Here is a 20932-nt window from a genome sequence, read left to right as displayed (position 1 = left end):
TCCGTCGCTCGCTGACTTAGGAAAGCAACGGCCTACCGATCGATCCGGGTCGAAAGGATAATCGAAGAAAGCGTCCGGTCGACGCCGTCGATCTCGCCGATGCGGTCGATCAGAAGATCAAGTTCGCTGATCGACGTCGCCGCGACCACGGCGATAAGATCGAAACTGCCGCTGACAGAATGCAGCGTCTGGATTTCACGGATGGCACTGAGTTCAGGGGTCACGCGGCTCAGCGCCCGCGGCGCGATGGTGATCAGCACATGCGCCTTGACCAGCCCCTTCTCGTAGCTCTCCGACAGGCGCACGCCGTAGCCGGCGATGATTCCCTCGCGCTCCAACCGCTCGATCCTCGCCTGCACTGTCGTGCGCGACAGGCCGAGCCGGCGCGCGATCGTCGCCGTCGGCATGCGGGCATTTTCGCTGAGGACGGCGAGGAGCTCTCGATCCTTGTCCGTGATTTGCATTTCGTCGGTCCTGTTGGGCAATCTGCCGAATATCTATAGGCGATTTAGTCGTTTCGGCGCTTCAAATCAACCACCCCTCCCACGACAATAGGGGCACACACAGTTCTCATGCCCTGGGGGAAAGAATGAAGAATATCGTCGTCATCGGAGCAGGCAAGATCGGCTCCACCATCGCTCGCATGCTCGCCCATACCGGCGACTACAGCGTCTGCGTCGCCGACCGCAGCGCCGAACAGCTGGAGCAGGTGGAAAAGCACGCTGCCATCACGACCGCGACGGTCGATATCGCCGACAAGAAGCAGCTCGTCGCTCTTCTCTCGGGCAAGTTCGCCGTCCTCAGCGCCGCTCCGTTCCACCTGACGGTCGCAATCGCCGAAGCCGCTGCTGAAGCCGGCATCCACTACCTGGACCTGACCGAAGACGTCGAATCCACCCGCCAGGTCAAGGCGATCGCCGCCAAGGCCAACACCGCCTTCATCCCGCAGTGCGGCCTCGCACCGGGCTTCATCTCGATCGTCGCCAACGATCTCGCCAGCCACTTTGAGACGCTGGAAAGCGTGCGCATGCGCGTTGGCGCCCTGCCGCAGTACCCGTCGAACGCGCTCAACTACAATCTCACCTGGAGCACCGACGGCGTTATCAACGAATATATCGAGCCCTGCGAAGCGATCGTCGAAAACAACCTCATCGAAGTGCCGGCCATGGAAGAGCGCGAAGAATTCTCGCTCGACGGCGTCACCTATGAAGCCTTCAACACCTCGGGCGGTCTCGGCACCCTCTGCGAAACGCTGAAGGGCAAGGTTCGCACGCTTAACTACAAGACGATCCGCTATCCGGGCCATGCCGCCATCATGAAGGCGCTCCTCAACGACCTCGGCCTGCGCCACCGCCGCGAAGTCCTCAAGGACATCTTCGAGAACGCCCTGCCGACCACCACCCAGGACGTCGTCGTGATCTTCGTTACGGTTTCGGGCTTCCGCAGCGGCCGCCTGATCCAGGAAACCTACGCCAACAAGGTCTATAGCGGCGTCGTTGCCGGCCGCATGCAGAGCGGTATCCAGATCACCACGGCAGGCAGCATCTGCGCCGTGCTCGACCTGCTCGCCGAAGGCAAGATCGCCTCCAAGGGCTTCGTTCGCCAGGAAGACATCAGCCTCGACACCTTCCTCGCAAACCGCTTCGGCCACTACTACGCTCAGAAGGGCGAAACCGAGCGCGTCGCCGGCTGATCCTTCAGCTATAAGCGTGCCGAATTTGGAGCGGGACAGACGTCCCGCTCTCACCTACGCAAAGCCCGGGTCTTGGCCCGGGCTTTTTTCGTGTCGTCCGATCATTCGGGCCTGCGGCGCCGCGTCGTATCAGACGCGCACAAAGGTCGCCGTAGCACTTTGACGGATACCCCTTAGCTTCGGCCGAATTCGTCCTCGATACGGATGATGTCATCTTCGCCGAGATAGGAGCCGGTGCGCACCTCGATCAGTTCCAGCGGGATTTTGCCCGGGTTGTGAAGCCGGTGCACGATCCCCGGCGGAATATAGACCGACTCATTCTCGTGCAGCATTCGCGTTTCCCCGGACATCGTGATCTCCGCAGTGCCGCGCACCACGATCCAATGTTCCGCCCGATGATGATGCTTCTGCAGTGAGATCTTCTTGCCGGGGTTCACGCGCAGACGTTTGACGGCAAAGCGTTCTCCGTCCGAAATGGCCGCGACCGCCCCCCAGGGGCGATAGGACGTCGGGTGGATCTCGGTCAGCACCGCCGTCTGTGGCGACTTCGCCAGCGTCTTGACGATGGAACCGACGCTCTGGCTGTCGGCCAGCCGTCCGACATAGACGGCATCCTCGCCGGCAATGACGGCGACATCGTCCAGCCCTTGAACTGCAAGGTGAATGTCGCGCGACAGGACCAGCGAATTGCGCGTGTTCGACACCGTGGCCTTGTCGGTGACGACATTGCCGTCGCCGTCCTTTTCTCCCGTCTTCCAGACCGCGTCCCAGCTGCCGAGATCGGACCAGAGGAAGGAAGACGGCACCACGGCCGCCCGCTCAGTCTTTTCAAAGACCGCATAATCGACGGAGATATCAGGCGCAGCGGCAAAGCTCGCCGCGTGCAGCCGGGTGAAGTCGAGATCCTTCTGAGCCCCTTCCACCGCGAGCTTCGTCGCTTCCCAGACCTGGGGCGCGTGGCGCTTCATCTCATCAAGAAAGTGCTTTACCGGCAGCATGAACATGCCGGAGTTCCAGAGGTAGCGCCCGGTCTCGAGCATTGCCTCGGCTTTGGCGCGGTCCGGCTTCTCGACGAACCGCGCCACACGGTTCGTGCCAGCCGTCAGTTCTTCGCCGCGCTCGATGTAGCCGTAGCCGGTCGCCGGTTCCGTCGGCGTGATGCCGAAGGTCACCAGTTCTCCGTGGCGGGCGGCCTGGTGCGCCCTGAGTATGCAATCCCTGTAGACCTCGCCGGCATCGATCTCATGGTCAGAAGCAAGCACCTGCATGACCGCACCCTTGCCGTAACGGCTGAGTACCTGGATAGCCGCGGCAGTCAGCGCCGGCGCTGTGTTGCGTGCAACCGGCTCAAGGAGGATGTCGCCCAGATGTACGTCGATCGCCCGCGCCTGCTCCGCGACGATGAAGCGAAAGTCGCTGTTGGTGACGATGATGGCCGGCTCGAACTGGCCGGCGTCGCGCACGCGCTCCAGCGTCTGCTGGAACAGTGAACGATCGGAAAGGATCTGCAGGAATTGCTTCGGAGCGGCGGCGCGAGAGAGCGGCCACAAACGGGTGCCGCGCCCGCCCGCCATGATCACCGGAACAATCTTTGACGTCATGCCGGCGCCTCTTCTTCTTTGAGCTGAACTTTCAGGGACCAATAAAGGGCTTCTGATGAAGAATAGCTAAAGCGCCGATCCGGGCAAGCCATTCACCGACGCGAAGGCTAATACTGATGAGGAAGGGTATACGGTTGTCCGCCCGCATCCCGCTCCACTTAAGCGAAGCGTCACGGCAAAGAACTCGCGATCAACAAAAAACCCCGCACGAAGGCGGGGCTTTCGGATTTGCATTACCCTTCCGGGTGTCCCTTTCAGGCCGGGATCACGATCTCGCCGAGCTTCGTCAGTTCGGCGACGAACTGCTCGAGACGGGTCTTCTTCTCGTCGCCGGCGCCTTCCAGCTCGGCACGAACCGCATCGATGCGGTTTTCAAGAACCGTACGGTCGAGTTCGTCGACGTGGACGGCGGACTCGGCCAAAAGCGTGCAGCCGGTCGGCAGGATGTCGGCAAAGCCGCCGAACACAGCAAAGCGCTCGGTCTTGCCGTCAGCCGTCTTCACCGTGACCACGCCGGGCTTGACCGTCGTCATCGTCGGAGCGTGATTGGCCATCACGGTCATCTCGCCCTCGGTCGCCGGAATGACGACTTCCGTCACCTTTTCGGAGAGGAGCAGGCGCTCGGGGGAAACAAGCTCAAAGTTGAAATCGGCCATGACCATTCACTTCTCGTGGGCGCGCCACCTAAAAGGCGGCTGTGCATGTCTTCCCTGCCTTCTGATAAGGCAGGATGAAAGCCTCGGCGCTTGGATCGCGCCGAGGCTTAACAGTGCAATCAAGCGGCTTCAGCAGCCAGCTTCTTGGCCTTTTCGACCGCTTCTTCGATCGAGCCGACCATGTAGAAGGCAGCTTCCGGCAGGTGGTCGTATTCGCCGTTGACCAGGCCCTTGAAGCCCTTGATCGTGTCTTCGAGAGCGACGAGCTTGCCCGGCGAACCCGTGAAGACTTCGGCGACGAAGAACGGCTGCGACAGGAAGCGTTCGATCTTACGAGCGCGGGCAACGGCGATCTTGTCTTCTTCAGACAGTTCGTCCATGCCGAGGATGGCGATGATGTCCTGGAGCGACTTGTAGCGCTGCAGGGTCGTCTGCACCTTACGCGACACTTCGTAGTGCTCCTCGCCGACGATCATCGGGTCCAGCATGCGCGACGTGGAGTCGAGCGGGTCAACGGCCGGGTAGATGCCCTTTTCGGCGATCGAGCGCGACAGAACCGTCGTTGCGTCCAGGTGGGCGAACGAGGTAGCCGGCGCCGGGTCGGTCAAGTCGTCGGCCGGAACGTAAATGGCCTGAACCGAGGTGATCGAACCCTTGGTCGTCGTGGTGATGCGTTCCTGCATCTGACCCATGTCGGTCGCCAGCGTCGGCTGGTAACCCACGGCCGAAGGAATACGGCCGAGCAGAGCCGACACTTCGGAACCTGCCTGGGTGAAGCGGAAGATGTTGTCGACGAAGAACAGAACGTCCTGGCCCTTGTCGCGGAAGTCTTCAGCGATCGTGAGGCCCGTCAGAGCGACGCGAGCGCGGGCGCCCGGCGGTTCGTTCATCTGGCCGTAAACGAGCGCAGCCTTGGAGCCTGCGCCGCCGCCATGCTTGTTAACGCCGGACTCGATCATTTCGTGGTAGAGGTCGTTGCCTTCGCGGGTGCGTTCCCCCACGCCTGCAAACACCGAGTAACCACCGTGCGCCTTGGCGACGTTGTTGATCAGTTCCATGATGAGAACGGTCTTGCCGACGCCTGCACCACCGAAGAGGCCGATCTTGCCGCCCTTTGCGTAAGGCGCGAGAAGGTCGACGACCTTGATGCCGGTGACAAGGATCTGTGCTTCCGTCGACTGCTCGACGTAGGACGGCGCATCCTGGTGGATCGCGCGCTTGCCCGAGGTAACGAGCGGACCGGCTTCGTCGACCGGCTCGCCGATGACGTTCATGATGCGGCCGAGCGTTTCGTCGCCAACCGGAACCGTGATCGGCGCACCGGTGTCGGTGACCGGCTGGCCGCGCACGAGACCTTCGGTCGAGTCCATGGCGATCGTGCGGACGGAGTTTTCGCCGAGGTGCTGAGCGACTTCGAGAACGAGGCGGTTACCGTGGTTGTCGGTCTCCAGCGCGTTCAGGATCTGCGGAAGCTGGCCTTCTTCGAACACGACGTCAACGACGGCGCCGATGACCTGCGTTACGCGACCGACAGCGCCGGTTGCGGCAACTGCTGCGGTCTTGGCGGAAGCTGCCTTCCTCGGTGCAGCGGGCTTCTTCTCCACTGCGGTTTCTTTCGGGGTAGCTGCCTTAGCCATAATCCTTACCCTCTTTCCGTAACCTTAGAGCGCTTCCGCGCCCGAGATGATTTCAATGAGTTCCTTGGTGATCTGAGCCTGGCGCTGACGGTTATAGTTCAGCGTCAACTTGTTGATCATCTCACCAGCATTGCGCGTCGCATTGTCCATCGCGCTCATCTTCGCGCCCATTTCGCCGGCGACGTTCTCGAGCAGGGCCCGGAAGATCTGCACGGAAATGTTGCGCGGAATGAGGTCGCTCAGGATCGCGCCCGCGTCCGGCTCATATTCATAGACGGCCGAAGCATCCGATGCTTGCGCTGCGACCGGGCCGGCCGAAGCGGGGATCAGCTGCTGAGCCGTCGGAATCTGGGCGATAACGGACTTGAACTCGGAGTAGAACAGCGTGCAGACATCGAACTCGCCCTTTTCGAAGAGCGCGATGACCTTGTGGCCAATCTGGTCGGCGTTTTCGAAGCCGATCTTCTTGACTTCACGCAGGTCGACACGATCGATGATCAGCGACGCGAATTCGCGACGCAGAATATCGAAGCCCTTCTTGCCCACGCAGATGATCTTGACCGTCTTGCCGGCTGCGAGCAGCTTGCGAACGTGGTCGCGGGCGTGACGGGCGATCTGCGAGTTGAAGCCGCCGCAAAGGCCGCGTTCAGCCGTGCAGACGACCAGAAGGTGCGTATCGTCCTTGCCGGTTCCGGTCATCAGGGCAGGCGCGCTGTCGTCCGCACCAACCGCCTGGGCGATGTTGGCGAGAACGGTAGCCATGCGCTGCGAGTAAGGCCGGGCGGCCTCGGCCGCCTCCTGCGCACGCCGAAGCTTCGCCGCGGCGACCATTTTCATCGCCTTGGTGATCTTCTGCGTCGCCTTGACGGAGGCGATCCGGTTCTTCAGATCCTTAAGTGAAGGCATCCGTTATCCGTCCTAAATGAAATCCGCTCAGGCGAAAGACTTGGCGAAGCTGTCGATTGCAGCCTTCAGCTTGCCCTTGACGTCGTCGGAGATCGCCTTGTCCTTGCGGATGGTTTCCAGGATGTCCTTGCCTTCCGAACGCATGTACGAAAGCAGGCCCTGCTCGAACTTGCCAACCTGGTTGACCGGCAGCTTGTCGAGGTAACCGTTGACACCTGCGAAGATGACAGCGACCTGCTCTTCCGTCTTCAGCGGCGAGAACTGCGGCTGCTTCAGGAGTTCGGTCAGGCGCGCACCGCGGTTCAGCAGGCGCTGCGTAGCGGCATCGAGGTCCGAGCCGAACTGCGCGAAGGCGGCCATTTCACGATACTGAGCGAGTTCGCCCTTGATCGAGCCGGCAACCTGCTTCATCGCCTTGATCTGCGCGGCGGAGCCGACGCGCGAAACCGACAGACCGACGTTAACGGCCGGACGGATGCCCTGGTAGAATAGGTCGGTTTCAAGGAAGATCTGGCCGTCGGTGATCGAGATCACGTTGGTCGGGATGAACGCCGAAACGTCGTTGCCCTGCGTTTCGATGACCGGCAGAGCCGTCAGCGAACCGGCGCCGTTGTCGTCCGAGAGCTTTGCAGCGCGCTCGAGCAGGCGGGAGTGCAGGTAGAAAACGTCGCCCGGGTAAGCTTCGCGGCCCGGCGGGCGGCGCAGCAGGAGCGACATCTGACGGTAGGAAACAGCCTGCTTCGACAGGTCGTCGTAGCCGATGAGGGCATGCTTGCCGTTGTCACGGAAGTATTCGCCCATCGCGCAACCGGCGAACGGTGCGAGGTACTGCATCGGAGCCGGGTCGGACGCGGTCGCAGCAACGATGATCGAGTACTGCAGAGCGCCACGCTCTTCCAGAACCTTCACGAACTGGGCAACCGTCGAACGCTTCTGGCCGATTGCGACGTAGACGCAATACAGCTTGTCACCTTCCGGACCATTGTCGTGAATGGCCTTCTGGTTGAGGATCGTGTCGAGGATGATCGCGGTCTTGCCGGTCTGGCGGTCGCCGATGACGAGCTCGCGCTGGCCACGACCAACCGGGATCAGAGCGTCGATGGCCTTGAGGCCGGTCGACATCGGCTCATGAACCGACTTGCGCGGAATGATACCCGGAGCCTTGACGTCAACGCGCGAGCGCTGCTTGGCGTTGATCGGGCCCTTGCCGTCGATCGGGTTGCCGAGCGCGTCGACGACGCGGCCGAGCAGTTCCGGACCAACAGGAACGTCCACGATGGCGCCGGTCCGCTTGACGGTGTCGCCTTCCTTGATGTCACGGTCGGAACCGAAAATAACGACACCGACGTTGTCGGCTTCGAGGTTCAGCGCCATGCCGCGAATTCCACCCGGGAATTCGACCATCTCGCCTGCCTGAACATTGTCGAGGCCGTAGACGCGGGCAATACCGTCACCGACGGAAAGCACCTGACCGACTTCGGAGACTTCTGCTTCCTGGCCGAAATTTTTGATCTGATCTTTGAGAATTGCGGAAATTTCCGCGGCGCGGATATCCATCAGCCGACCTCTTTCAGTGCAAGCTTAAGGGTAGAGAGTTTGGTGCGAAGGGAGGTGTCAATCTGGCGGGACCCGACCTTGACGATCAGACCTCCAAGAATAGACGGGTCGACGGTGACGTTGACCGCCACGTCTTTGCCGGTGACGCTTTTCAGCGTCGCCTTCAATTCGTTTTCCTGCGCTGCAGAGAGCGCATGGGCCGACGTGACGTCGGCGGAGACTTCGCCACGATGGCGTGCGGCGATCAGGCGGAACGCCTTGATCATGCCCGGCAGCGCGAAGAGGCGGCGATTGCGGGCAACGACCTTGAGGAAGTTGCCGACGAGCCCGGAGATACCAGCCTTCTCGGCAACTGCCGAAATGGCCTTGAACTGGTCGTCTGCAGAAAAGACCGGGCTTACGATCAGCCGCTTCAGATCATCGCTGCCGTCGATCAGGGCCTGGACGCGGGTCAGATCCGCGCCGACTGCCTCGACGGAACCGGCGCCGAGCGCGAGTTCAAAAAGCGAGGACGCGTATCTTTCTGCAACACCGGAAATAAGCTGGGATGTGTCTGCCACGGGCACAAGCTTCTCTCATTTTCATCCAAGAACCGAGCTGGCGGTGGGCCGTCAACTTAAATTCTTGAATTTGCTGCAATAATTTGCAGGATATCGAGGCCTGGCGACCCACTTCCCCCGCAATTCGCGGTTCGTCTAGCATAGGATGTTTGGACTCGCAACACGCGAACGGCAGGAATGCGGCATAAGTCGGCCACCTTGGCCGAATTTTGCCGTAAATTCGTTTCCTGCGTTGTGAATCGCGGAACGGCCCGCGGCACGATCAGATCATGCCGAAGACGTATGCGAGCGGAAGGATGGCGAGTGCCGCCTGAACGAAGAGCGCCAGCCAGTTGTAGACCGTGCCGCCGTTGTCGCTCATCATCGAGAGGATTCGGCCGAAGGCGGCAAGCGCGAACGCCGCTCCGACGGCAAGATAGACCATCGGCTGCGCCAGGAGGATCGCGGCAAGGCCGAGCCCCACATGCATGCCGCCCATGGTGGAGCGAGCCTCGGCATAACCGCCGCGCCGCCCCTCGGCAATGCCGATGCCAGCCGCACGAAAGGTAAGCCGCGGCGCAAACAGCATGACGACCCCGATCAGCGCCGCAGCCACGGCCGCGCAGAAGGCGAGGAATTCGCCGGTTTCCGTCGGAATGTAGAATTCCATGCCCGTTCCCGCAGATGAGCCCTTGTCATGCCGTTTCGTCTTCGGTCGAAGCGGCGCGTCCTTGACCTCTAGCGCATGTCGCCCCGGTTGTGAATCGCCAGCAGCCTCTTCAACGCGACGATCACAGGAAACTTGAATTTACAGGAAGCTTTGGGGATCGATGTCGAGCTGGACGCTGATCGAGCCGCGCTCCTTGGGGCCGGCGGCGATCATCGCCTTGACGAAAGCCTGCATGTCGCTGTTGCGCCGGCCATGCACCAGCAGGCGGAAGCGATGCCGGCCGCGGATCAGCGCCAGCGGCGCCTCCGCCGGGCCGAGAATGGTGATGCCGTCGGTCCGGGGGGCGGCCATGCGCAAGCCCCGCGCATGGCCCTCGGCATCCTGGCGTGTGTCGGCCGAGACGATCAGCGAGGCGAGCCGGCCGAAGGGCGGCAGCAAGGCCTTTTCGCGCTCGGCAATCTCGCGGTCGTAGAAGGCATCGGCATCGCCGGAGACGATCGCCTGCATGACGGGATGCTGCGGCTGGTAGGTCTGCAACAGGCCGAGACTCTTGAGGCCGGTTCGCCCGGCGCGGCCGGTCACCTGCGAGAGCAGTTGGAAGGTTCGCTCGGCTGCCCGCGGATCGCCATTGGCCAAGCCGAGATCGGCATCGACGATGCCGACCAGCGTCATCAGCGGAAAGTTGTGTCCCTTGGCGACGAGCTGCGTGCCGATGACGATGTCCGCTTCGCCGCGCGCAATGGCGTCGAGTTCCAGCCGCAGCCGCTTGACGCCCATGAGGTCCGAGGAGAGCACGATGGTGCGCGCTTCTGGGAAATGCCGCTCCACCTCCTCGGCAATGCGCTCGACGCCGGGGCCGCAGGCAACCAGGTGATCGAGCGTGCCGCATTCGGGGCAGGCCTCCGGCGTCTTCTCCGTATAGCCGCAATGGTGGCACTGGATCTGCCCGCGGAACCGATGTTCGACGAGCCAGCTTGAACAGTCCGGGCACTGGAAGCGATGGCCGCAGACGCGGCAGAGCGTCAGCGGCGCATAGCCGCGGCGATTGAGGAAAAGCAGCGCCTGCTCGCCGCGCTCGACGGCCTTGCCGATCTGGTTGATGAGAACCGGCGAAAGGAACCCGCCGCGCGCCGGTGGATGCTGGCGCATGTCGACAACGCCGAGCCGCGGCAGCGCCGCATCGCCGAAACGCGTCGGCAGGTGGATCGGCTTGTAACGGCCGACCTCGCCATTGACCCGGCTTTCGACCGATGGCGTCGCCGAGACGAGCACGACCGGAAAGCCGGTGATCCGGCCGCGCACGACCGCCATATCGCGCGCATTGTAGAAGACGCGGTCCTCCTGCTTGTAGGCCGGGTCGTGCTCTTCATCGACGATGATGAGACCAAGCTCTTCGAACGGCAGGAACAACGCCGAGCGGGCGCCGGCAACGACGCGCACCGTGCCGGTCGTCACCTGGCGCCAGACCTTTTCGCGGGTGCGCGGTGCCAGGTCCGAATGCCACTCGGCCGGTTTCGACCCGAAGCGATCCTGGAAGCGTTCGAGGAAACTCGACGTCAGCGCAATCTCCGGCAAAAGGATCAGCACCTGCTTGCCGGCCCGAAGCGTCGCGGCGATCGCCTCGAAATAGACCTCGGTCTTGCCGGAGCCGGTGATGCCGTCGATCAGCGACACAGAGAAGCCGCCCTCCTCCACCGCCGCCAGGAGATCGGCTGCCGCATCCTTCTGGGGCCCTTCGAGCCGGGGCGCGACAAAATCGGGATCAGGCAAGGCAACCACCGGCGGCGGCGCCATGAATACGGTTTCGAAGACGCCTTGCTGCGTCAGTCCCTCGATCACGCTCGACGAAGTTCCGGCCGCATGCGCAAGCCCGGAGCGCGTCCAGGAGACGCCATCGCTGGCGGTCGCGATCACGCGCTCGCGCGCCGCCGTCATGCGCTCCGGCCGCATGTCCGTGAGGCGCAGCGCTTCCACCATCGGCTCCGGATCGAAGGCCGCCGGTGCCCGGAGCGCCATGCGCGCGACGAGCCCCGGCGGCGTCACAGTGTAGGCAGCAACCCAGTCAAGAAAAGTTCGCATGTCCCTCGTCAGCGGCGGGCAGTCAAAAACCTTCTCGATTGTCTTGAGTTTCTTCGGATCGACATTGCCGTCATCGTCTCCATCCCAGACCACGCCGACGACGAGACGGGGGCCGAGCGGCACCTGCACAATCGAGCCCGGCTCGACCGCCATGCCGTCGGGAACCGCATAGGAATAGGCTTTCGGCGCCGGCATGGGCACCAGGACCGGCACGACGCGACGGGCAGAAATCGGCCCGAGCAAATCGCCGAATAAATCGGTTGAATCGCGAGTCATTTTGCCGTGACCTTGCCACGTGTTTCGGTTAAAGAAAACTGCGCTGCGAACCGCAGCCTTGCCGGCGCAGGGTTTGTCACGGTTCCACCAGAGTTTCAACGCGCGCGATCTCTGCCAACGGAATTCCTCCCCGGTAGAGATGCGCCCGAGCGGCAATCGTGCCCAAGGAGTGACTCCATGAAATTTTTCGTTGATACCGCCGACGTCAAGGAAATCCGCGAGCTGAACGATCTCGGCCTTCTCGATGGCGTCACCACCAACCCCTCGCTGATCCTGAAGTCGGGCCGCGACATCACGGAAGTCACCAAGGAAATCTGCTCGATCGTCGAAGGCCCGGTTTCGGCTGAAGTGACCGCCACCGAATACGCCGAGATGATGAAGGAAGCGGCCGTTCTTTCGAAGATCGCCGACAACATCTGCATCAAGCTGCCGCTGACGCTCGACGGTCTCAAGGCCTGCAAGGCGCTGACCTCGGACGGCCACCAGACCAACGTGACGCTGTGCTTCTCGGCCAACCAGGCCCTGCTCGCCGCCAAGGCCGGCGCGACCTTCGTTTCGCCCTTCGTCGGCCGCCTCGACGACATCGCCTTCGATGGCATGGACCTGATCCGCGAGATCCGCCACATCTTCGACAACTACGGCTATGAGACCGAGATCCTTGCCGCCTCGATCCGCACCGTGAACCACGTCAAGGAAGCCGCCCTCATCGGCGCCGACGTCATCACCGCGCCGCCGGCAACGCTGAAGGCTCTGGTCAAGCACCCGCTGACCGACAAGGGCCTCGAAATGTTCCTGGCCGACTGGGCCAAGACCGGCCAGAAGATCGCCTGATTGCTTCAGGAATGAATGAAAACCCCGCAGCGATGCGGGGTTTTTTGTTGCCTACTCGTCGTCGTCCATCAGCCCCGTCAGCCGCATGCCATCGATCCAGGTGGCGCTGTCCTTGCGGATCACCCGGCGCGGACGGATGCCGCAGCGCTGACGCACTTCCTCCGCCAGCCGCTCCGAATGGGTGACGATCCAGATCTGGCTTTCGCGCGAGGCGCTGGCGATCATGTCGGCAAGCGCCGGTAGCATGTCCGGATGCAGGCTCGTCTCCGGCTCGTTCAGCGCGATGAAGCGGGGCCGGCGATAGGAAAGCAGCGCCGCCGCCAGTGCCAGGAAACGCACTTGCCCATCGGAAAGCTCGCGCGGCGAAAACGGCCGGTTGGGAAAATCCGGAAAGACCAATGAGAATTCGGCAAACTGTCCCGGCTCGGGAACGTCAAGATAGGCGCCGCCGAAGGCGTCGGCAATAGCGCGGTCGAGATCGACCGTATCCTCGCGTGTGTGCCTGAGCGTGGCAAACACCGCAGCCATGTTGACGCCCGTCTCGTCGAGCATCGGCGCCGTGACGGCGAGGCAAGGCAATCGCAACGGCGAGTCGCGATCGGTGCGGAAACCATGAAAGAACCGCCATTGGTCGACCGCGCGGCGAAAGGTGCCGACCTCCGGATAGTGACCGGCATCGCCGAGCAGCGAGATCGCCGTTTCCGAGGTCAGAGCCGTTTCCGGATAGTCCTCCATCCGCCCGCGGTCGCCGCGCACGAAGATGCCGGGGCCGGACCGCTTCATCATCGTCACCGGCCGGCGGCCGGTTTCGACGGTCAACTCCTCTTCCTTGACCTGAGGCTCATAGGCAAAGCCAGCGGCAGCGGTGGGCGGGCGCAATCCCGCCTCGATGCGGTAGCGGAAGGTGATCGCACGTTCCTCGTCCAATAGCTCGGTTTCGAGCCGGATGCGCGCCGGTTTGTCGGCGCGGCGGCGGCCACTCCAGAGCGCCGACGACATGCCGCCCTCCTCCGCGATCTCGCGTGCCAGAGTGCCGCGCGTCGCCGACTGCACGAGTTGAAGCGCGCGATAGAGATTGGACTTGCCGACGCCGTTCTCGCCGATGAACAGGTTGACGCCCGTCAGATCCATGCGGATCGACTTCAACGAACGGTAGTTTTCGGCAAACATGGATTGAAGCTGCATGGCTCAAGACCTAGCCGATCCGCAGCCCGGCGTGAAGCCTGGCAGGCATGGCGCGGCTGATCGCTAGAGCGCGGCCGCTGCTTGCAACCGGGGCTGGAACGCCACGTCCGCGTCCATGGCCAGATCGAACACCGTGTGCCGCTCGAGCGCCTTCGTCACCTCGCCAGGCTCGCCTTCCAGCGCCTCCGGCGGGATCAGGTTGCCGATGCGGAAATCGAAGAAGTCGCCCTTCTTGTTGAGCAGCTCGTGGAACACGGTCATGTCGCGCAGTTCCGTTGACCATTTGGCGAACCAGTAGAACAGGCCGGAATTGCGGGCGCTCATGTGCACCGGCAGGATCGGCAGGCCGTATTTGCGCGCAAAGCCCACCGCAGACGTCTTCCACGGCCGCTCGTTGAGGCAGCCGTCCGCCCAGTAGGCGATGCGCCCGGAAGGGAAGAGCACCGTCGCCTTGCCCTCGCCGATCGCCCGGTTGGTCACCTGCAGCGTCTCGCGGGCCTTCAGCTTGCTCTTGTGCTCCTCACGCCATTCGACGGGGATGACCATCTCGACAAAGCGTGGATTGACGCGGATGGCGTCGCGATTGGCAAAGAACATCATGTCCGGCCGCCGTGTCTTGAGCAGGTCGAAAACAGCGATACCGTCGGCTATGCCGGTCGGATGGTTGCTGACGAGCAGGAAGCCGCCCTTGGCCGGAATGCGCTCGGCCCGGTCAACCCGCACCTCCAGCGAGAGAAGCGAACTCAGATGTTCGAAGGCCTGGAAGCCGGGCATGTTGGCGACCGCATCGGCGAACTCGTGCGCCTTGCGGTAGTTCAGCAATGCGTAGAGAAAAGGTCGCATCAACGGCCACATCGGGCTCTTGACGATGCGCTGCCCGCGCTCGGCAATCAGGGTGTCGACGATGTGACCAGGTTTTCCCTGTGAGACCAGGGCGATTACTTCAGCAAAATGCGCGAATCCGTTCACCGAATCCCGTCCCGCCATAGTCCGATCCGATTCTTTCCGGCTGACCATCGCAATTCTATATGATCGAAGAATGACAGATTCCAAGGGCGCATTAGCAAAAACATAAGATGCGTCAGGGCATTGTCGCCGATGGACCAACTTGGGAAGCGACAATGAACGAGCTCCTCGTCATCGGCCATCCGGAACTCCTTGCCGAACGCCAACGTTGGCTCGATGGGCTCATGCGGGAGCGGCGCCTCTCCGACAACACCATCGAGGCCTATGAGCGCGACACCCGTCAATTCCTGACATTCCTGACCGGCCATCTGGCCGGACCGCCGCGCCTTTCCGACATCCGGACGCTGCGGCCGGCGGATCTGCGCGGCTTCCTCGCCCAGCGCCGCAAGGGTGGCGCCGGCGCACGCACGCTCGGCCGTGGCCTCGCCGGCTTGCGCTCCTTCCTGCGCTTTCTCGAACGCAACGGCCTTGCCAATGCTGCAGGTGCCGCCGCCGTGCGCTCGCCGAAGCAGCCGAAATCGCTTCCGAAGCCGCTGACCGACCGAGAGGCGCTGAACGTCGTGACCTCGGAGGCGCAGCTTGCCGAGGAGCCCTGGATCGCCGCGCGCAATGCCGCGGTGCTGACCCTGCTCTATGGCTGCGGCCTGCGCATTTCCGAAGCGCTCGGGCTGACATCGGGCGATTTCGCCGGCACGCCCTCGTCGCTGCGCATCATCGGCAAAGGCGGCAAGACGCGGCTCGTGCCGCTGATACAGGCCGCACGTGAAGCCGTCGCAGCCTATATCAAACTCTGCCCCTATCAGCCGCCTGCTGATGAACCGTTGTTTCGGGGTGCCCGTGGCGCCAAGCTGCAGCCGGCAATCATCCAGCGGGAAATGCAAAAGCTGCGCGGCGCCCTCGGCCTGCCGGACACGGCAACGCCGCATGCGCTGCGACACTCCTTCGCCACCCATCTGCTGGCCGGCGGCGGCGATCTCAGGACCATCCAGGAACTGCTCGGCCACGCCAGCCTGTCGACCACGCAGGTCTATACCGGTGTCGATTCCGCGCGGCTTCTGGAAATCTACGATCGCGCCCATCCGCGCGCCTGATTTTCGGCGAAACGATGGATTAACCATGCCCTTTAAGGAAGCCGTGACCGGCCCGGCCCTAGGGTTCAGCAACGACCGTCCGACCGTCGGGGAACAACGATGACCGCCTTTGCGAGACCTGATCGAAATCTGCCCCGCGACCTGCTTGCGTTGGTCGCCGACGGTACACTTTGGCTCATTGCCCTCTTGCATGTCGTTCTTGCCGCCAGCCTCGTCGTTGCACTCTTCTTCGTCGCGGAAGCCGATGCACAGGAAGCCGAATGCGGCGGTTCGAATGTGCTTACCGCCCTTGCCCAGTCGGATCCGACCAAATTCGCCGCACTTGAAGCGGAAGCCGCCGCCGTGCCGAACGGCAAAGGCATCTTCTGGAAGATCGAGAAGGAAGGCATCGCGGCCTCCTGGCTGCTCGGCACCATGCACGTGACCGATCCGCGCGTACTGGCATTGCCTGCCGAGGCGCCGGCCGCTTTCGAAGCAGCCTCAACCGTCATCGTCGAATCGGACGAGATCGTCGACGAGAAGAAATCGGCCGCCGCGATCCTGATGCGGCCCGACCTCACCATGTTCCCGGATAACAAGACGATCGCCGATTTCCTGAAGCCCGGCGATCGCGAACAGCTCGAAGCGGGCCTCAAAGCCCGCGGCATTCCGCTGACGCTCGTTGCGCGCATGAAACCCTGGATGATCGCGAGCTTCGTCGCATTGCCCGCCTGCGAGATCAGCCGCAAGGCGACCGGCGCCTCCTTCCTCGACAAGAAGATTGCCGAGGATGCGGTCAGCCAGGGCAAGACGCTCAAGGGCCTGGAGACGCTGATCGAACAGCTCGCAGCGATGGATTCGCTTCCGACCGAACTGCACCTGCGCGCGCTCATCGAGACGCTGGCGCTCGGCAAGACGATCGACGACGTCTTCGCGACAATGACCGACCTCTACCTTTCCGGCGACACCGGCATGATCATGCCGATGATGAGATCCGTTTCCGACAAGGGCACAGCGGAGGATTTCGGCTATGCCGATTTCGAGCAGCGCATCATCGTCGACCGCAACAAGACGATGGCGACACGTGCCGAACCGATCCTGAAGGACGGCGGCGCTTTCATGGCCGTCGGAGCGCTGCACCTTCCGGGCAAGGAAGGCCTGGTCGAACTGCTCCGCGCCCAGGGCTTCACGGTCACGCGCGCCAACTGACTGGCGGGCGTTCAAGCCGGAGACTGATCAGCCAATCTGACCGCCCGGACCCGCCACCCGGGCCAGAAGCGTCGGCACGATCACCTTGTGAAACGGCGTGACCGCCGCGAGGTAAACCCGCCCGAGCGCATTGTGCCGCCGGACGAGCGTGGTGACGCCGACGATCTGGTTGACCGCGGATCCCGCCCTGACATCGACGACGATGCGAAAATCGAGATGCTTGTCGTCAAAACCGAGCACCACTTCGTCATCGCTTTTCGACAGCACCGGAAACGCCCCGACCAGCCCGAAGCGACCCGGTTTCGGCGCCGCCGATTTCAGGCCAATGAGCGAGACCACGCGGTTGCGCAGGCGCAGCAGTTCGCGAATCCATCGCGGCGAACGGCCAAGCGAACGTTCGGCCGCTTCCGCGGCGGTCACGCCCTTGCCGTCGAGGGCGAGCTCGAAACGGTCGGCCCAATCGGCGTGCGGTAGATGCCGGTTCGGCAACGAGGTGGCCACGGCTCTCGGTTTCATGTTTCCTCCTGACGCCACGGCGTCGTTTGTCCTTTGAAACATGATTGCGCCCTCCGTCGTGCCTGGACAGGAGACCGCTTGTCGCAGCCCTCGGTCCAATCGTCACACCCAGTCTGCCGCCGAGGCCGTCCTACGCCGATGCGGTGGGGCCTTCCCTTCGCGCCGACAAGCTGCATAACTCAAGCTGAACGTTGCAAATTCTGGAGATGGACAATGGAAACCAGCCACGACACACGCGAACTCGAAATGGTCGTGCTGATGACGCCGGACATGGCCAATTTCAGCGGCAAGGTCCATGGCGGCGCGCTGCTCAATCTCCTGGATCGCGTGGCTTTCTCATGCGCCTCGCGCTATTCGCAGCAATATGCGGTGACGCTTTCGGTCGACCAGGTGACCTTCCGCCAGCCGATCCATGTCGGCGAGCTCGTCACCTTCCGTGCCGCGGTCAACAATGCCGGCCGAACCTCGATGGAAATCGGCATCCGCGTCGAGGCCGAGAACATCAGGAGTGGCGAGCGGCGACACACCAACTCCTGTTACTTCACGATGGTCGCGGTCGACGCCGACGGCGCGCCGACGCCCGTACCTCCGCTGAACACTGACACCGCTGACCGCAAGCGCCGGCAGCGCGCGGCCGAAGCACGACGCAGCCTCAGGCGGGAGTTCGAGGAGCGCTTCCACGCGCTCCGATCTGCTTCTGAAGAGTGAGAGATAATCGCCATCCGCCACGAAATATCCGGGGGGGATGTCAGCGAACGCTGACGCGGCACTGGCGAAAGCACCGCAACAACAGCCGGCATGTTGAAAGCGCGCGGCTGGAACAAGGGGGCCGCTTGCTGCAGCCCCCTCGCTGGATCATTACATGTGGATCGGCTTGAAGAAGGTCGAAAGAGCCGCTTCCTTGACCGCTTCCGACATGGTCGGATGCGCGTGGCAGGTGCGGCCGAGATCTTCCGACGAACCGCCGAACTCCATCAGCACGGCGATTTCGTGGATCATCTCGCCGGCGCCGAAGCCGACGATGTGGCCGCCGAGAACCCGGTCGGTTTCCTTGTCGGCGAGGATCTTCACGAAGCCGTCGGTGGCAAGCATGGCGCGCGCGCGGCCATTGGCTGTGAAGGGGAACTTGCCGACCTTGTAGGCAACGCCTGCAGCCTTCAGCTCTTCCTCGGTCTTGCCGACGGAGGCGATTTCCGGCTGGGTGTAGACGACGCTCGGGATGACGTCGTAATTCACATGCCCGGCCTGACCGGCGAGGATTTCAGCAACGGCAACGCCTTCGTCCTCGGCCTTGTGGGCGAGCATCGCGCCGCGCACGACGTCGCCGATCGCGTAGATGCCGGTAACGCTCGTCTGGTAGTGATGGTCGATCTCGACGCGGCCGCGCTGGTCCATGACGACGCCGGCCTTATCGAGGCCAAGACCATCGGTGTAGGGCTTGCGGCCGGTCGCGATCAGCACCACGTCGGCATCGAGCGTCACCGCATCGCCACCCTTGACCGGCTCAAAGGTCACCTTGGCGCCCTTGCCGTCCTTGACGACACCCGTCACCTTGGCGCCGAGCTTGAAGTCCATGCCTTGCTTCGCGAGCATGCGCTGGAACTGCTTGGCAACTTCGCCGTCCATGCCGCCGAGGATGGTATCGAGATATTCGACGACCGTGACCTTGGCGCCGAGGCGCGCCCAGACCGAGCCGAGCTCGAGGCCGATGACGCCGCCACCGACGACGATCATGTTGGCCGGGACCTTTTCGAGCGCGATGCCGCCGGTCGACGAGATGATCACCTTCTCGTCGATGTCGACCTGAACGCCCGGAATGCCCGCGACGTCGGAGCCGGTGGCGATCACGATGTTCTTGGTTTCGAGGATCTGCTCCTCGCCCTTGTCGTTGGTGACCGAGACCTTGCCCTGGCCGAGCACCTTGCCGGTGCCCTGGATGCCGTCGATCTTGTTCTTCTTGAACAGGAACGAGACGCCCTCGACGTTGGACTTAACGGTCGCGTCCTTGTGGGCCATCATCTTTTCGAGGTTCAGCTTCGGTGCTGCGACTTCGACGCCGAGCGCATCGACGCCATGGGCGACCTGATGGAACATCTCGGATGCATGCAGCAGCGCCTTGGACGGGATGCAGCCGATGTTGAGGCAGGTGCCGCCATAGGTGGCGCGCTTCTCGACGACGGCCACCTTCAGGCCAAGCTGAGCCGCCTTGATGGCGCAGACATAGCCGCCGGGGCCGCTGCCGATAACGATGAGATCATATGCCATTAAAATATCCTTCCTTCAGGGCGGTTACCGCCCGCCGCTGACATTGAGAATTGCCCCCGTCACATAAGTCGCCTTGTCTGACAGGAGGTAGAGAACCGCGTCAGCGACTTCCTCGGCGGTGCCGGGTCGCTGAACGGGAATGGTGGGAGCAAGATCGCGCGCCCGGTCCGGCAGGCCGCCGGAGGCATGGATCTCGGTATCGATGACGCCGGGACGGATCGCATTGACGCGAATGCCCTCGGTCGCAACCTCGCGCGCAAGGCCGATGGTGAAGGTGTCGATCGCACCCTTCGAGGCGGCGTAGTCGACATATTGCGCCGGCGAGCCGAGCACGGCTGCGGCCGAGGAGATGTTGACGATGGCGCCACCCTTGCCGCCGTAGCGCGTGGACATGCGCCGAACCGCTTCCGCCGCACAGCGAATGGAGCCGGTGATGTTGATGCGGAACATCCGTTCCAGCCGATCGACCGACATCTCGTCGATCCGTGCGGTCGGTCCGACGATGCCGGCATTGTTGACGAGGCCATCCAGCCGGCCGAAGGCCGCATCGACCGCGGCAAAGATCGCCTGGATATCCGCCTCAGAGCCGACATCGCCCTGAACCGCAATCGCCGAGCCGCCGGCCGCTTCGATCGCGCCGACAACCGTATCTGCCGCATCACGGTTCGTGGCAAAGTTGACTGCGACACGCCAGCCGGCTTTCGCCGCGGCGACACAAACCGCCGCGCCGATACCGCGGCTACCGCCTGTCACGAGAAGAACGGGGCCTGCGCTCATGCGGCGCATCCCTTGAGGGTGAAAGAATCCCAGCTGTCGGCCTCGGCCTTGCCTTTGCCCCAGGCGCTCGATGCTCTGAGAGAAGGCCCGAAATCGGGAAGCAGCAACTGCTCGGCCGCCTGTTCGGCTTCACCAGGGATCTCGCTGATCGCACCGGCCTTGTCGAGCGCATAGACGACGCCCTGCCATACCGTGCAGGCGCGCAGTTCCTCGCCGGTCGCGTCACCCTCCGGGCAATTGTGCATGATCAGCCCCGTGGCGCGTTCCGGCTCTCCCGCCGGCATCACGACGCCGTCGAGCAGAAGCCCGGGTTTGAGCACCGCCACCTTGAAGTGGTTGCTGGTCGCCGCACTTGCCGAGCCGACCGGCTCGAAGCGCAGCTCATAGCCGCCGTCACGATCGGCGTAGATCGCGTGCGACTGCTTGCAGTCGGCAGCGATCGCCGGTGCGGTAAGCGCAGTGTAGAACAGCATCAAGGCGAGGCGACCAAAAACCATGA

General features: G+C 63.0%; 20 protein-coding genes. 5 read left to right on the top strand and 15 right to left on the bottom strand.

Annotated features, from left to right (window positions below; all coding sequences use genetic code 11):
• Positions 1 to 32: 32 nt before the first annotated feature.
• Positions 33 to 464 (bottom strand): Lrp/AsnC family transcriptional regulator, encoded by a 432-nt coding sequence (locus tag ACTJKM_RS13935; protein WP_057255025.1) that lies wholly within the window; start codon positions 462 to 464, stop codon positions 33 to 35.
• A gap of 125 nt (positions 465 to 589) precedes the next feature.
• Between ACTJKM_RS13935 and ACTJKM_RS13930 the strand changes: the two genes are divergently transcribed.
• A complete protein-coding gene (locus tag ACTJKM_RS13930; protein WP_057255024.1) occupies positions 590 to 1693 on the top strand; it encodes a saccharopine dehydrogenase family protein in 1104 nt (367 codons plus the stop codon).
• A gap of 173 nt (positions 1694 to 1866) precedes the next feature.
• On the opposite strand, the gene ACTJKM_RS13925 is transcribed toward ACTJKM_RS13930, so the two are convergent.
• From ACTJKM_RS13925 to ACTJKM_RS13890, 8 genes are all read right to left on the bottom strand, one after another.
• Complete coding sequence (locus tag ACTJKM_RS13925) at positions 1867 to 3294, bottom strand: mannose-1-phosphate guanylyltransferase/mannose-6-phosphate isomerase (protein WP_440660507.1); 1428 nt, start codon at positions 3292 to 3294, stop codon at positions 1867 to 1869.
• Between the two features lie 254 nt (positions 3295 to 3548).
• The gene (locus ACTJKM_RS13920) at positions 3549 to 3950 is read right to left on the bottom strand and encodes a F0F1 ATP synthase subunit epsilon (protein WP_057255102.1); all 402 of its coding nucleotides are present in this window, start codon (positions 3948 to 3950) and stop codon (positions 3549 to 3551) included.
• Positions 3951 to 4069: 119 nt separating this feature from the next.
• On the bottom strand, positions 4070 to 5587 hold the full coding sequence (gene atpD, locus ACTJKM_RS13915) for a F0F1 ATP synthase subunit beta (RefSeq protein WP_093233134.1): 1518 nt from the start codon (positions 5585 to 5587) through the stop codon (positions 4070 to 4072).
• A 24-nt stretch (positions 5588 to 5611) separates the two neighbouring features.
• Complete coding sequence (locus tag ACTJKM_RS13910) at positions 5612 to 6493, bottom strand: F0F1 ATP synthase subunit gamma (RefSeq protein ID WP_057255021.1); 882 nt, start codon at positions 6491 to 6493, stop codon at positions 5612 to 5614.
• A gap of 27 nt (positions 6494 to 6520) precedes the next feature.
• Positions 6521 to 8050, bottom strand: a complete 1530-nt coding sequence (gene atpA, locus ACTJKM_RS13905) for a F0F1 ATP synthase subunit alpha (RefSeq protein ID WP_057255020.1) — start codon at positions 8048 to 8050, stop codon at positions 6521 to 6523.
• Positions 8050 to 8610: a F0F1 ATP synthase subunit delta gene (locus tag ACTJKM_RS13900; RefSeq protein ID WP_440660505.1), complete on the bottom strand. Its 561-nt coding sequence runs from the start codon at positions 8608 to 8610 to the stop codon at positions 8050 to 8052. The genes atpA and ACTJKM_RS13900 overlap by 1 nt, the downstream gene beginning before the upstream one ends.
• A 262-nt stretch (positions 8611 to 8872) precedes the next feature.
• Entirely contained in the window at positions 8873 to 9259 is a 387-nt protein-coding gene (locus ACTJKM_RS13895) for an AGROH133_08824 family phage infection protein (protein WP_057255018.1), read from the bottom strand.
• Positions 9260 to 9397: 138 nt separating this feature from the next.
• Entirely contained in the window at positions 9398 to 11614 is a 2217-nt protein-coding gene (locus ACTJKM_RS13890; protein WP_440660504.1) for a primosomal protein N', read from the bottom strand.
• Positions 11615 to 11791: 177 nt separating this feature from the next.
• Between ACTJKM_RS13890 and fsa the strand changes: the two genes are divergently transcribed.
• Entirely contained in the window at positions 11792 to 12445 is a 654-nt protein-coding gene (gene fsa / locus ACTJKM_RS13885) for a fructose-6-phosphate aldolase (RefSeq protein WP_057255016.1), read from the top strand.
• A 51-nt stretch (positions 12446 to 12496) separates the two neighbouring features.
• Here fsa and ACTJKM_RS13880 read toward each other — a convergent pair whose 3' ends face one another.
• Together ACTJKM_RS13880 and ACTJKM_RS13875 are read right to left on the bottom strand one after the other, a co-directional pair.
• Positions 12497 to 13630, bottom strand: a complete 1134-nt coding sequence (locus ACTJKM_RS13880) for an AAA family ATPase (protein ID WP_440660502.1) — start codon at positions 13628 to 13630, stop codon at positions 12497 to 12499.
• Positions 13631 to 13693: 63 nt separating this feature from the next.
• The gene (locus tag ACTJKM_RS13875; RefSeq protein WP_058321735.1) at positions 13694 to 14617 is read right to left on the bottom strand and encodes a GNAT family N-acetyltransferase; all 924 of its coding nucleotides are present in this window, start codon (positions 14615 to 14617) and stop codon (positions 13694 to 13696) included.
• A gap of 134 nt (positions 14618 to 14751) precedes the next feature.
• On the opposite strand from ACTJKM_RS13875, the gene ACTJKM_RS13870 reads away from it, so the two are divergent.
• Positions 14752 to 15687, top strand: a complete 936-nt coding sequence (locus ACTJKM_RS13870) for a tyrosine recombinase XerC (RefSeq protein ID WP_440660500.1) — start codon at positions 14752 to 14754, stop codon at positions 15685 to 15687.
• Positions 15688 to 15786: 99 nt separating this feature from the next.
• A complete protein-coding gene (locus tag ACTJKM_RS13865) occupies positions 15787 to 16875 on the top strand; it encodes a TraB/GumN family protein (RefSeq protein ID WP_057255012.1) in 1089 nt (362 codons plus the stop codon).
• 27 nt (positions 16876 to 16902) lie between these two features.
• Here ACTJKM_RS13865 and ACTJKM_RS13860 read toward each other — a convergent pair whose 3' ends face one another.
• A complete protein-coding gene (locus ACTJKM_RS13860) occupies positions 16903 to 17391 on the bottom strand; it encodes a DUF2867 domain-containing protein (protein WP_057255011.1) in 489 nt (162 codons plus the stop codon).
• A gap of 213 nt (positions 17392 to 17604) precedes the next feature.
• Between ACTJKM_RS13860 and ACTJKM_RS13855 the strand changes: the two genes are divergently transcribed.
• Positions 17605 to 18099 carry an acyl-CoA thioesterase gene (locus tag ACTJKM_RS13855; protein ID WP_057255010.1) on the top strand — a complete coding sequence of 165 codons (495 nt, stop codon included), beginning with the start codon at positions 17605 to 17607 and terminating at the stop codon, positions 18097 to 18099.
• A 150-nt stretch (positions 18100 to 18249) separates the two neighbouring features.
• On the opposite strand, the gene lpdA is transcribed toward ACTJKM_RS13855, so the two are convergent.
• Genes lpdA through ACTJKM_RS13840 form a run of 3 tightly spaced genes read right to left on the bottom strand, consistent with a single transcriptional unit; the run spans position 18250 to position 20930 of the window.
• Positions 18250 to 19656: a dihydrolipoyl dehydrogenase gene (gene lpdA, locus ACTJKM_RS13850; protein WP_440660499.1), complete on the bottom strand. Its 1407-nt coding sequence runs from the start codon at positions 19654 to 19656 to the stop codon at positions 18250 to 18252.
• Positions 19657 to 19680: 24 nt separating this feature from the next.
• Complete coding sequence (locus tag ACTJKM_RS13845) at positions 19681 to 20433, bottom strand: SDR family oxidoreductase (RefSeq protein WP_440660498.1); 753 nt, start codon at positions 20431 to 20433, stop codon at positions 19681 to 19683.
• Complete coding sequence (locus ACTJKM_RS13840) at positions 20430 to 20930, bottom strand: hypothetical protein (RefSeq protein ID WP_093233129.1); 501 nt, start codon at positions 20928 to 20930, stop codon at positions 20430 to 20432. Before ACTJKM_RS13840 ends, ACTJKM_RS13845 begins: the two co-directional genes overlap by 4 nt.
• Positions 20931 to 20932 lie beyond the last annotated feature (2 nt).

The sequence above is a fragment of the Ensifer sp. 22460 genome (genome assembly GCF_052044935.1).
GTDB lineage: Bacteria > Pseudomonadota > Alphaproteobacteria > Rhizobiales > Rhizobiaceae > Ensifer.
This window is presented reverse-complemented; position numbering and strand designations above follow the sequence as displayed.